The organism is Mesorhizobium sp. M6A.T.Ce.TU.002.03.1.1 (assembly GCF_003997275.1).
Taxonomy (GTDB): Bacteria; Pseudomonadota; Alphaproteobacteria; order Rhizobiales; family Rhizobiaceae; genus Mesorhizobium; species Mesorhizobium mediterraneum.
Map to the genome: position 1 here is coordinate 1 of NZ_RZTI01000156.1, position 12,302 is coordinate 12,302.

General features: G+C 63.8%; 14 protein-coding genes and 1 pseudogene. 2 read left to right on the top strand and 13 right to left on the bottom strand.

Annotation, left to right across the window (positions count from 1 at the left end; translation table 11 throughout):
• Together EOC93_RS29305 and EOC93_RS29310 are read left to right on the top strand one after the other, a co-directional pair.
• Positions 1–109: pseudogene (locus tag EOC93_RS29305) on the top strand (orotidine-5'-phosphate decarboxylase); the annotation flags it as partial.
• Between the two features lie 25 nt (positions 110–134).
• On the top strand, positions 135–422 hold the full coding sequence (locus tag EOC93_RS29310; RefSeq protein ID WP_127206348.1) for a DUF1330 domain-containing protein: 288 nt from the start codon (positions 135–137) through the stop codon (positions 420–422).
• 18 nt (positions 423–440) lie between these two features.
• Here the strand turns inward: EOC93_RS29310 and EOC93_RS29315 are convergent, their stop codons facing one another.
• The 13 genes from EOC93_RS29315 to EOC93_RS29375 form a co-directional block, all read right to left on the bottom strand.
• Positions 441–794 (bottom strand): cupin domain-containing protein, encoded by a 354-nt coding sequence (locus tag EOC93_RS29315; protein ID WP_127206349.1) that lies wholly within the window; start codon positions 792–794, stop codon positions 441–443.
• Positions 795–821: 27 nt separating this feature from the next.
• Positions 822–2,207: an FAD-binding oxidoreductase gene (locus tag EOC93_RS29320; protein WP_127206350.1), complete on the bottom strand. Its 1,386-nt coding sequence runs from the start codon at positions 2,205–2,207 to the stop codon at positions 822–824.
• 24 nt (positions 2,208–2,231) lie between these two features.
• A complete protein-coding gene (locus tag EOC93_RS29325) occupies positions 2,232–3,341 on the bottom strand; it encodes an ABC transporter ATP-binding protein (protein ID WP_126104155.1) in 1,110 nt (369 codons plus the stop codon).
• A 1-nt stretch (position 3,342) separates the two neighbouring features.
• Positions 3,343–4,128, bottom strand: a complete 786-nt coding sequence (locus EOC93_RS29330) for an ABC transporter permease (protein WP_127206351.1) — start codon at positions 4,126–4,128, stop codon at positions 3,343–3,345.
• A complete protein-coding gene (locus tag EOC93_RS29335) occupies positions 4,128–5,018 on the bottom strand; it encodes an ABC transporter permease (protein WP_127206352.1) in 891 nt (296 codons plus the stop codon). Before EOC93_RS29335 ends, EOC93_RS29330 begins: the two co-directional genes overlap by 1 nt.
• Positions 5,019–5,028: 10 nt before the next feature.
• Positions 5,029–6,099, bottom strand: a complete 1,071-nt coding sequence (locus EOC93_RS29340) for an extracellular solute-binding protein (RefSeq protein WP_127206353.1) — start codon at positions 6,097–6,099, stop codon at positions 5,029–5,031.
• 29 nt (positions 6,100–6,128) lie between these two features.
• Positions 6,129–6,797: an XRE family transcriptional regulator gene (locus EOC93_RS29345; protein WP_127206354.1), complete on the bottom strand. Its 669-nt coding sequence runs from the start codon at positions 6,795–6,797 to the stop codon at positions 6,129–6,131.
• 107 nt (positions 6,798–6,904) lie between these two features.
• On the bottom strand, positions 6,905–7,975 hold the full coding sequence (locus EOC93_RS29350) for a D-alanine:D-lactate ligase-like protein (RefSeq protein WP_127206355.1): 1,071 nt from the start codon (positions 7,973–7,975) through the stop codon (positions 6,905–6,907).
• 178 nt (positions 7,976–8,153) lie between these two features.
• Entirely contained in the window at positions 8,154–9,035 is an 882-nt protein-coding gene (locus EOC93_RS29355; protein WP_127206356.1) for an SMP-30/gluconolactonase/LRE family protein, read from the bottom strand.
• Complete coding sequence (locus EOC93_RS29360; protein ID WP_127206357.1) at positions 9,032–9,673, bottom strand: 2-dehydro-3-deoxy-6-phosphogalactonate aldolase; 642 nt, start codon at positions 9,671–9,673, stop codon at positions 9,032–9,034. The genes EOC93_RS29355 and EOC93_RS29360 overlap by 4 nt, the downstream gene beginning before the upstream one ends.
• Complete coding sequence (locus EOC93_RS29365) at positions 9,670–10,629, bottom strand: 2-dehydro-3-deoxygalactonokinase (protein ID WP_095484669.1); 960 nt, start codon at positions 10,627–10,629, stop codon at positions 9,670–9,672. The genes EOC93_RS29360 and EOC93_RS29365 overlap by 4 nt, the downstream gene beginning before the upstream one ends.
• A complete protein-coding gene (locus tag EOC93_RS29370; RefSeq protein ID WP_095484670.1) occupies positions 10,626–11,393 on the bottom strand; it encodes an SDR family oxidoreductase in 768 nt (255 codons plus the stop codon). The genes EOC93_RS29365 and EOC93_RS29370 overlap by 4 nt, the downstream gene beginning before the upstream one ends.
• 185 nt (positions 11,394–11,578) lie before the next feature.
• Positions 11,579–12,302 (bottom strand): EAL domain-containing protein (locus tag EOC93_RS29375; protein WP_164759320.1); only part of this gene is annotated, 724 nt, incomplete at its 5' end.

Here is a 12,302-nt window from a genome sequence, read left to right on the forward strand (position 1 = left end):
GGCGATCAGCAACGGCTCCAGCCATCTCGTCGTCGGCCGGCCGATCGTCGGCGCGACCGACAGGCGGGCGGTCGCGGAAGCGATCCTTGACGAAATGCGCTCGGCTTAACGCTTAGATTTCGGAGAAAAAGAGCATGCCCAAGGGATACTGGATCGCCCGCGTCGATGTGCGTGATGCGGAAGGCTACAAGGACTATGTTGCTGCCGCCAAACCGGCCTTCGATCGTTTCGGCGCGAAATTTCTCGCGCGTGGTGGCGCGCACGAAAAGGCCGAGGGGCCGGGCCGCGACCGCAACGTGATCATCGAGTTTCCGTCATTGGCTGCGGCGCATGATTGCTACCACTCGCCGGAGTATCAGCGCGCCGTGGCGATCCGCCAGAAAGTGGCCGACGGCGAGATCGTGCTGGTCGAAGGGGTTTAGTTCAGCCGCCTGCGGCGGTCAGACCGAATGCAGGATGTAAAGCTTGCGCGTTTTCTCGTGGATGGTCCATTCGCCCTGCCAGCCAAGCGGCAGGACAAGCAATTCGCCGGGTCCGACACCTTTGGCCGCGCCATCGGGACCATGCAGCGTCACGCGGCCGGAGACGATGTGGCAAATCTCGGAATTCGTGTCTCGGCGCGCGGTGAACCGGCCCTGCGAACATTCCCAGACACCAACTTCGATCTTGCCATCATCCGAAGTCCAGAGCGTGTTGGCTGCTTCCAGCTGATCGCCTTCCACCGAGGTGGGTTTCGGCTGAGGCTCACCGAGGTCGATCTGCGCAAGGTGGGCGAAGGTCTTGAAGTCGATCATTTTCTTAAGTCCTCGAGGTAATGCGGTTCAGTGCCCGGTGATGCGATCGGCCAGGGCGGCCAGCCGCGATGTGCGCGGCAGCCCCTTTGCTTCCCGCTCGTCGGCAATCCGATAGAGCTGATACATGGAATGGACGCCCAGCCAGCGCAGCGGCTCCGGTTCCCATTTGCGCACGGTTCGATTGACCCAGGGAAGCCGCGTCAGCTCGGTGTCGTTGCCCAGCAGCAGATCCCTCAATGTGCGTCCCGAGAGGTTCGAGGTGGAAACGCCGAGGCCGACATAGCCACCGGCCCAGCCTATTCCGGTCTGCTTGTCAAAGCCCACCGTCGTGCACCAGTCGCGCGGCACGCCCAGCGTTCCACACCACGCATGGTCGAGCTTTAGCCCCTTGGTCTGCGGCAAAAGCGTCGTCAGGATCTTGTGCAGCTTATCGATCGTCGCCTGTTGGGTGACGCCGCGAATGTCGGTCTTGGAGCCGAAACGATAAGGCACCCCGCGCCCGCCCATGGCAATGCGCCCTTCCCGGGTGCGTTGCGCATAGCAGTAGGTGTGCGCAGCGTCGCCGAGCACCTCGTAGCCGTCCCAGCCGATTTCGCTCCACAGTTTTTCGGACAACGGCTCGGTCACAACGATGGCGCTGTTGAGCGCCAACCAAAGTCTCTCGTGGCCGGCGATGCCTGCGGTAAAACCCTCGGTTGCCCGCACGATCTTTTCGGCACGCACCACGCCCCGGTTGGTTGCAACCTTGCCTTTTTCGATCGACAGCACGGTCGTCTGTTCACAAATCCGGACACCGAGGCGCTCCACTGCCCTGGTGAGCCCCTGCACCAGCTTTGCAGGCTGAACCCGCGCAACTTTCTTGATGACGAAGGCGCCGCGCGCGTTGTGCACCGCTATGCGCCGGCGCATCTCTGCTGCATCGATGTACCCGACGCGGTCGTCGGTCAGCTCCCAGGATCTGGCATGGGCATACATCGCCTTGGCGCGCTGCTCCTGCCCCTCGTTGGTTGCGACAAGCAGTTCATCGGTACGGCGAATATCGGCGTCGATGCCTTCGGTCTCCGCGACCGATATGACCTCGTTCACCGTGCCCATCATCGCCGCCTGCATGGCGATGACCCCGGAGCGCGACGATGCCTCCTCATATTTTTCGCGCGACCATGAGAAGCCGCCGGACAGCCAGCCGCCATTGCGTCCCGAAGCACCGAAGCCGGCGAACTCCTTCTCGACGATGACGATGTTGAGGTGCGGCGCTGCCTGCTTCAGGTAATAGGCGGTCCAAAGGCCGGTGTAGCCGGCCCCGACGATGCAAACGTCGGCCACGATATCGCCCTGCAGCGGCGGCCGGTAGCCGGGCACCCCGCCGATGTCGGCATACCAGAATGAAACGTCGCCGTTCTTCTTCACGTCCATTGTCGCGATTTTCCCAGGTAGGATTCAGGTCAGCGTGAAATCGGCCTTTTCGTCGTCCGCTAACAGCTTCACGTCGCTGCCCGCGAATATGAGGTCGACCTCGTCGCCGATGGCGAAGGTCTCGGCATCCAGCGTCGAGCGCACGATCGCCTTGGAGGTGTCCGCCAGCACGACTTCGTATTTGGAGCCCGATCCGAGATAGATGGCTTCGCCGATGCGCCCGGGCAGGGTGTTTCGATCCTGTCCGCCCTTGCCCCGTCTGGCGAGGCTCAGCTTCTCCGGTCGCAGCAGCATCACCGGCTTGGCGCCATCGGGAAGGCGTTTGGCGGCGGCCACTTTCCGCCCTTCTATCTCGATGGCGGTCTCGTTCCCGGAGGTGGAGGCCGCGCCACGCAGTATCGTCGAGTCGCCGACGAACTTTCCGACGAACAAGGTCTCGGGCTCGTCGTACAGCTGGCGACCGGTGCCGATCTGCTCGATGCGTCCTTGGTTGAACACGGCGATGCGGTCCGAGAGGACCAGGGCCTCCTCTTGGTCGTGCGTGACGTAAACGAAGGTGGTGCCCAACTCCCGGTGGATCCGTTTGATCTCGAGCTGCAGCCATTCACGCAACTTCTTGTCGAGCGCGCCGAGCGGCTCGTCCATCAGGAGCAGCGGCGGGTCGAATACGATGGCGCGCGCCAGCGCGACGCGCTGCTGCTGCCCGCCGGAAAGCTCGCTGGGGAAGCGGTGGCCGAAATCCGCCATCTTCACCATGTCCAGCGCCTTGCGCACCCGCGCCTCACGATCGGGATTGGCGATGCCGCGCAAGGTCAGTGGGTATGCGACGTTCCTGCTCACCGTCATGTGCGGAAACAACGCATAGTGCTGGAAAACCACGCCGATGTTGCGTTTGTGCGCCGGTACGCCGATGACGCTCTTGCCGCCGACATCAAGCGAACCCGAGCTGACCTCGGTGAAGCCGGCGATGACGTTGAGCGTGGTCGTCTTGCCCGAACCGCTGGGTCCGAGCAGCGTCATGAACTCCCCCGGCTCGATGCGCAGCGAAACCTTATCGAGAGCAATGAAGCTGCCATACTGTTTGCTGACGGATTTGAGATCGATGGCTGCGCCGCGGGTCGATGGTGAGGCCATGTCAACGTTTTCCCTGTCTCGAACCGATCAGCAGCCCCGCCCCGATCACCAGCGACGTCACGATGAAGAGCAACGTGCCCACCGCCGCAACGGTGGGGTCGGCATCCCGGGTAATGCTGGAGAAGATCTGGACCGGCAGTGTCTTCAGATAAGGGCTGGTGATGAACAGCGCGACGATGATCTCGTCGAACGAGGTTACGAACGCAAACAGCAGCCCCGACAGGATGCCCGGCGCGATCAGCGGCAACGTCACCGTCCTGAATGCCATCAGCCGGGTCGCGCCGAGGCTGGCCGCAGCCGTCTCCAGCCGTTTGTCGAAGACTTCAAGGCTGGCGGAGACGGCGATGATGACGAAAGGAACGGCGAGCATCGTGTGGGCCAGCACGAAGCCGGTCATGGTGCCGACCAGCCGCGTATCGAGATAGACCGCATAGATTCCGACGGCGAGCACCACCCCCGGCACGACCATCGGCGTGATCAGCAGTGCACGCAGCACGCCGCTGACGCGGCTTTTCATGCGATCGAGGCCGAATGCCGCCAGCGTGCCGATGACGGTGGCGAACACCGCAGTGACGACGGCAACCTTGAGCGAGCCGACCAGGCTCGCCGACCATTCGGGGTTGGTGAAGAAGTTCTGGTACCACTGCCAGGAAAAGCCGGATGGCGGAAAGGCCAGCGACTTCTTGTCGTTGAACGACATCGGCACGACGACGATTGTCGGTGCGACCAGCCAGACCGCGACCAGCAGGCAGAACAGACCGAGCAGGATTCGACCGGGCTGTTTCATCAGCGTGTCGAGCCCGTCTTGTGCGGTTGGCGCGACAGCGGTGCTGCAAGCGCGAGCAGGACGAAGGTCGCGATCAACAACACCACACCCATCGCACCGCCGCGACCCCAGTTGAGCAGGCTGAGCACTTGGTTCTGGATCAGGGTCGAGAGCATGGTCGAACGCGGACCGCCGAGCAGCGCGGGGGTTATGTAGAACCCGAGCGCAAGAATGAACACGATGATGGCGCCCGCGTAGACGCCCGGAAGCGAGAGCGGCAGATAGACCTGGGCAAAGGCGCGCGCCGGGCTTGCGCCGAGGCTTCGTGCCGCCTGCATGAGCCGCAGGTCAATCGTCTTCATTACCGAATAGAGCGGCAGGATCATGAACGGCAACAGCACCTGCGCCATGCCGATCACCACGCCTGTCTGCGTGCGGATCAGCTTGACCGGACTAAGGCCGACTGCCCGTATGACGGAGTTGATCACGCCGGAATCCTGCAGAAGGATGACCCATGCCAAGGTGCGCACCACACCGCTCACCCAGAACGGCACCAGAACGCACAGGATGAGGACGAGCCGCATCTTGGGCCCGACCGCAGTCATCACATAGGCATAGGGATAGCCGGCAATGAGACATACCAGCGTCACCCAGGCGGAGATCGCGAAGGTCCGCTGAAGCACGGTCAGGTTGACCGGTGTGCCGAAAAACCAGGCATAGTTCTGCCATCCCCATTGCGGCTCGGAAAAGCTACGCAAGGTCACGATGGCGAGCGGCAGGCCCAGGCAGACGACGAGCAGCAGCAGCGCCGGCGCGACGAGCCAGAAAGCCTGTCCACGAAACCAGCGCCGGCGGTCGTCTGCTGCGACAGCCGGACCAGTGTTCCGGCTGTCGGTTGTTATCGTTGCCACTGCGGCGGACCTAGTTGCCCGCCATCAACGCGTTCCACTTTTCGTTCGCCACCTCGAAGTTCTCCACCCAGAACTTGATGTTCTGCTGATAGCCAAGCTTCAGCTTGTCCGGCGTATTGGTCATGAACGCCGCGGTGACCTCGTCCACTTCGGGCTTCGCGTCCTTGTGGATCGGGGTATACGAGGTGGTTTTTGCAAGCGTCTCCTGCGCGCTCTTGCCGACATAGGCGTTGATCAGCGCATGTGCTGCGTCGGGATCCTTGACGCCCATCGGAATGGTCATCTGGTCCATCACAACCAGCCAGTCCTGCCACGCCGGCGTGTACGCCGCGCCGTTCTTCACCGCGGTCATGGCACGTCCGGTCCACATCGCGATCATGTCGGCTTCACCGGATTCGGCGAGCTGCTGGGAATCGGCGCCGGTCTTCCAGAAGATCGTGTCCGGACCGAGCGACTTCACCTTCTCGATAGCCTTGTCGATGTCGGCCACCGTCATGTTTTCCACCGACCCGCCGGCTGCGAGCAGCGCCTGCTCGATCATGCCGCCGGACAGATCGCCGCTGCCTTCCAGAGCGCGCGAGCCCGGGAACTTCTCGATATCGAAGAAATCCTTCCAGCTCCTAGGCGGATTATCCTTGTACTTTTCGGTGTTGTACATCAGCACCACGCCATAGTTCATGGCCGGCACACTGCAATCACTGATCTGGCCCTGTGGAATGTTGGACGTATCGATCTTCGAGAAGTCCAGCTTCTGGAACAGCTTGCCGCAATAGACGTAGGGCGGGAAATCGCCGGTGTCGACGACGTCCCAGGTCACATTGCCGGACTCGACCTGCGCCTGCAGTTTCGAGATTTCGGTCGGCCCATCGCTGAGCAGCGTCACACCGGACTTGTCGACGAACTCTTTTAGCGCGGCGATCTGGCCATCCTGATAAATGCCTCCATACGAGACGAAGGTAAGCGTCTTGTCCTTCAGCGAGCCCTCGGCCACCTCGCCTGCCACGGGCTTGCTCTGTGCAAGCGCTGCGGTCGCGATCATCAGCAGCCCGAGCGCGGTCACCTGTCCGATCTTGGTCTTCATGTTTTATCTCCCATTTACGTGCACCCGCATTACTTCTGTCCGCCCGGTTGCGAGCCTTGTCCGGGCGTGTATTGATTGAGTTCCGCCGCGCCGCTGGTCGGGGGCGCGATGATCCAGAGCACCTGCGCCGGCGTCTTGCCGATGTTCACCGTGCGATGCGGCGTCGAGGTTGCGTACTCGATGCTGTCGCCCTCGTTCATGGTGAAGCGCTCGTCCGCCAGCGTCAGCTCGACTGTCCCCTTCAGGACGACGAACATCTCGTGCTTGCCGCCATGCGTGTAAGCGTCGTTGCCGGTCGAGCCGCCGACGTCGAAATCCCCCGAGTAAACCTCGAATTCATGGATCGGCCGCCGCGACAGCAACGTCTTTCGACAACCGTGGCTGATCGGCAGCAGGGGGCGGTCGGCTCTGGTGAGCACCTTGTGGAACCCACCGTCGGTCTGCTCGAACAAGTCGTTGATGCCGAGGTCCAAGGCAGCCGCGATCCGCATCAGGGTGCTGGCGCTGGCTCCGCTCAGATTGCGCTCGAGCTGGCTGATGAAGCTCGCCGTCGTGCCGATCATGTCGGCCAGTTGGCGAAGCGAAATGCGTCGGGCCGTGCGAATGGCCTTGATCCGCCCACCGACATGCTTCGTCTTGTCCGCGTCCGCCGCTGGCAGCGCCGCCACGTCCGGGGATGTCGCAGGGTCGATTTTCACCGAGTGCCTCCTTCACTTAACACCCTATTAAGTGAGGTGCCGGAACGCAAGCCATTTGTCGAGATACGATCCTGGGTCCCAGCGGCTGCCGCGTACGCGTGCGCTGCTCATCCCGTTGGCGAGGTAAAAAAACGGTTCGCCGCGGTCTCGGCCATCGCATCGGCGAGGCCCATCTCCCATTCCGTGCGGCAATACGCGCGGAAATCGAAGCAGGGCAGGCCGGGACACACTTCAAACTCTATGAGATGGACCGTGTCGTCGGCCTCGATCCGAAGATCGATCGAAAAGACGTCCCGCAGGCCAAGCCCAATCATCAGCCTTTGCGCGACTTGGCGTATCCTTGCATCGGCTCGCGGCTGGCTGGCGGCGACCGGCAGCAGGTCGGGCTCGGCGTATGTCCCCGCCTCCCTGGCAGCCTCGCCGGTGTCGCCGTAGAGCGCCAGGCTGTCTGCCATGGTCTGGAAATCACTACCCGAATCGACAAAGGCGACGCCGAGCGCCTCGACGCCGGTGTTCGGCTTCAAGCCCAGAAAACTAGCGCGCGCGTTGCGCCCGGCGACGTAGGGCTGCACGACGACATCGTCGCGATAGGCGGCGAACACACGCCGGCTAAGCTCCAGCGCGTGGCCGAGATCACTGCTGCGTGAATCCGGCCAGATGCCGATCTTGGCGCCGAGCCGGTTCGGCTTGACGAACCAGCCGGCTGGCGAAGCCGGCGGCTCGACCAGCCAACGGCCGTCGCGGGCCAAGCCGGATCGCGGCACCGGCAGGCCGAGCGCGCCGAGCACGGCGCCGGAGCGGAATTTGTCCTGGCAGAGCGCAAACAGCGCATCATCGGCGCCGAGCACCTTCAGGCCGTTCAGTCTTGCCAGAGCCGGTGCTGCACAGCCACGGAAATAGGCGATGCCATCGGTCAGCGTCCACACCAGCGTCGTGTCCGGGTCCTCACCGGCAAGCCCGTTTGCGGCATCGTCGAGCGCCACCGGCGCGAAGGACAGGCCGCGCGTCAGACAGGCTGCGGCTAGTGCATCGAACTCAGGGGCGATGTCAGTCGACTGCGCCAGATAGGAGGCGATTTCGGCTGCACGCGCCGGCAAATGGCCTTCGACGACCAGCCGGTCGAAGCAGGCCTTTTCCGGCTCGTAGACAAGGATCAGCTTCGGCTTGCGGCTTGACATGGGATGAGCGGGTCCTGGGGATGAACGGGTCCTGGCAGCGCGATTGCCTACCATCGCACGGCGAATGTATCAGGCTTTCGCGGAAACCGACGTCAGTCGGACGCCTGCACGACAGTGCTGGTGCGATCTTCCCGTTTGGTACCATGTTCTTTCCGAACCGAAGGTTCGGGATCATCGCCTAGGCGATCAGCACGCGCGGCTCGAAGCGGCCGTTGACCGGAACATCGAGCAGAAACGTCATGCCGGCTTGCGGGTCCAGCAGGCGCTGTTTCTCATCCTTGCCCGACCAGGCGGACGTCACCGCCAGCCGGTCGGCATTCCTGCCGACAAAGGCCGGGCAAGACGGCTGCGTCACCGGCATCGCGACCGACCGGATGAGCTTGCCGTCGGGTCCGTAGGCTTCGATGACGCTGCCGCCCCAGCAGGCGTTCCATAGGACACCGTCGCGATCGAGCACCGAACCATCGATATAGCCCTTGGCCTTGCGGTGATCGACGAAGACCTTCGGCTCGCCGGACGGCAGGCCGGTTGCCGGATCGCAGCCGACCCGCATCAGCAGTCCGGTGCTGGTATCGGTGTAGTAGGCGGTCGTTCCGTCTTCGGAAAAACAGATCGAGTTCGACACGGTGATGTCCGAATAAAGCCGGCGCAACTCCCCCTTGAAGAACCAGTAGATCGAGCCGGCGGCCTTTTCCTCGCCCTTGCCCATGGTGCCGATCCAGAAGGCGCCGCAGGGGTGGACGCGCGAATCGTTCGAGCGCGTCACCGGGTTGTCGGCCTCGATCGTCGTGTGCAGCGTCAGCTTGCCGGTCGCCACGTCGCGGACGTGCAGGCCGGTTTCGGTGGCGATCAACTGCCTGCTGTCGTCGATGATGGCTATCGCGCTGGCCATCTGGCCAAGCTCGTGGATTTTGACCGCGCCGCCGGAAAGGCGTTTTTCCAGAAGCTGGCCGTTGACGATATCGAACCAGTAGAGCGTGTCGGTGGCTGGATCATAGCTCGGGCCTTCGCCGAGCTGGCAGACATGGTCGGAAAAAACCGAAACTTTGGCTTCACTCATCCTGCTGCTCCAAACGCCGCATCCCAGGCTACTGTGGCAGCCCGCGCCCGTGCGGCCACCTCTTCGACGCTCATGCCAGGCTTGAACAGGCTGGAGCCAAGGCCGAAGACGCTGACGCCGGCCGCCTTGTAGCCGGCAAAGTCCTTCTCTGAAACACCGCCGACCGCGCCGACCAGCGTCTCTGCCGGCAAAACCGCGCGCATCGCCGCGATGCCGGCAGCCCCAAGCACGCTGGCCGGGAAGAATTTCAGCGCCGAGGCGCCGAGCCGGAGCGCCTGGAAGGCTTCGGTCGGCGTGAACACGCCGGGCATCGTCACCATGCCGTAATCCATCGCGCGGGCCATGACCTCGGCATCGATGTTGGGGCTGACCAGCAGCCGCCCGCCCGCCTTGTGCAATCCGTCAACATCGGCTGATGTCAGTACGGTTCCTGCACCGACCAGCGCCGTCGCCGGCAGCGCCTGCACGATATTCGCGATCGAGGCAAAAGGGTCCGGCGAATTGAGCGGCACTTCGATCGCTTCGATGCCGGCCTCGAAGATCACCCGGCCAATGGCCACCGCCTCGCCTGGCTTGAGGCCGCGCAGGATGGCGACAACGCCGCGTCTGAGCTTCGGAAACGGTGCGGTCTCGGTCATGCTGCAACTCCGCTTCCGGCAATCATGCCATTTTCGCGCGCGGCCTCGATCAAGCCGGCACGCACTGCCTCGTCAGCGTCGACAGTCCGAACCGCAAGTCCGGCAAGGCCGAGCGCCTCAGTGTAGAGCGCGCCGAGCGCGCCGGAAGCAATCAGCACGACCGACGCAGCGCCTTTCCCATAGCGGTGGCTGGCAGAAGCGATCTCGCCGCCGATCAGCAGGCCGGACAGGCAAGCAGCGGCATCGTCGGGTTTCAGGTCCTGCAGCAGGCCCGCCGCGCGGATCGAGAACAGTCTCGACGTGACATCGCCGCCGTCGGCCAGCGCTTGCTCGCACCAGCGCCGAAAGAACGCATTGCCTGATGCGACCGGCTTGGGCTGCTCGCCCAGCGAATGGCGCAGGATCGAATGCGCCGCCAGCACCGAAAACAACTCGCCGGTCGGCCACGTGCCGAAACCGGTAACGGCGCCGTCCTCGACCAGCACCCATTTCGAATGGGTGCCGGGCATGCAGACGAGATGGCGACCCTTTGTCGGCAAACCAGCGCCGGCAAGCTGCGTTTCCTCGCCGCGCATGACGTCGGGCGCGTCGGCCTGGCGCTGGGCAAGGCCCGGCACGATGCGGATGTCGCGGCGCTGGCCCGGAATGCGCGCCGCACCGGCCAAAATGGCGCCGATCGGCGCCGGCACGGTGACATAGGGCGCCTCGAGCCAGCCCTGGCGCGAGCCGGCCATGCCGCAGATAATGACGGGCATCGCTTCCGGCGCGCCCATCGCCGCCAGATGTCCTTCGAGGATGGTCGAAAAGCCGGTGGCTTGCGCAGTGATCAGCCCGTCGTCGCCGCGGCGCTCGGCAAGGATTTTTCCGGCCTCATCGACCAGCCAGACCCTGAGACGGGTGGTGCCCCAATCCACGGCGGCGACCGAGGGTGCTTTGCTCGGGGATCCTGGGTTCACAGGAAGCCCCCGTCGACGATCAGCATCTGGGCGGTCAGCATCCGCGAAGCGTCCGACGCCAGGAACAGCACCGTGCCGACGATGTCATCCGGCTGCATTACCTGCTTGATGCATTGCTTGGCGACATGGGCGGCGAGCGCCTGTTCGGTGACCCAGAGCTCCTTCTGCCGCTCCGTGATCACCCAGCCGGGTGCGATCGCATTGACGCGAATGCCGTCGGCGCCAAGCTTGCCGGCAAGGCCCTTGGTCAGGCCGACGATGCCGGCCTTGGCCGCGGTATAGGCCGGCATGTCGGGGTGGTTGATGAGAAACGACGTCGACGTGAAGTTGATGATCGAGCCGCCGCCGGCCCGCTTCATGCCCGGCGCCACCGCTTGGGCGGAGAAGAAATGCGGACGCAGATTGATCGCCTGATTGTTGTCCCAGAATTCCACCGTGACGTCTTCCACCGCGTGGCGTTCGTCAAGTGCTGCATTGTTGACCAGCACGGTGACGTCGCCATGCGCTTCTGCCGCCTTGGCGGCAGAAGCCCGCAGCGCCTCGATGTCGCGTATGTCTGTGTTGAGATAGAGGGGTCGCCGGCCGAGATCCTTCTCGATGCGGTCGGCCAGCGCCAGGCTCGGGCCGTCAGCGATGTCGATGAAGGCGACCTTCGCCCCCTGGCGTGCAAAACCCTCCGTCAACGCCGCGCCGATGCCGGAGCCGCCGCCGGTGATCAGCACCGAAGCGCCTTCAAGGTCGGCAAAGCGCGCCGATGGCATCATTTTTTTTCTCCACAAGTCAAAGTGCGGCAGCGTCCTTGGCGCGTCCCAAACGGACGCACGGGGCTGTGGTCTGGCCGGCGCGCATCCTAGCCAGCCCGGTCCAGGGAGCAAGGGCGAGAAACGGATTCTTACGGCTTATGTCTGACAAAAAGAAGGCTGCGCCGCAGTGGCAACGTGGCCGGTCGTCAGATTGCCTTGACGCGCAAGGCGCCGCGGAAGCTATCCCTGAGATAGCCGAGCGTGGCGTCGGCATCGACCGGCCTGCCGAACAGAAACCCTTGCCCACCGGCGCAGCCGAACTGGACAAGGCGCTCGGCCTGCGCTTCCTGCTCGATGCCTTCGGTGACCACGTCCATGCCGAGCCCCTCGCACATGGCCAGGATCGCCCGGATGATGTGTTCGGACGGGCGGTCGTCGAGAATGGAGGAGACGAAGGCCCGGTCGATCTTGAGCTTGTCGAAATGAAATTCGCGCAGACGCCCGAGCGAGGACTGGCCGGTGCCGAAATCATCGAGCGCGACGCGGATGCCGACGCGGCGCAGATTCTCGACGATCTTTTCGGCCGAGGCCGGATCGTTCATCAGGCCGGTTTCGGTGATCTCGATCTCCAGCCGGCGCGGGTCGAAGCCGGTGCGGTCGAGGATCGCCAATATGTGCAGCCCGGTGTTCTGGTCGACGAGCTGCGACGGCGACAAGTTGAAGGACAGGAACAGATCCTTGGGCCAGCTCCTGGCCGCCTCGGCGGCCTTGCGCAGCACAAGCTGCGACAGCGGGCCGATGATGCCCCGCTCCTCGGCGATCGGGATGAAGACCGTCGCCGGGACCGAGCCGAGATCACCATCTGTCCAGCGCGCCAGCGTCTCGAAGCCGATGATGCGGCGGGTCCTAAGATCGACGATGGGCTGGAAA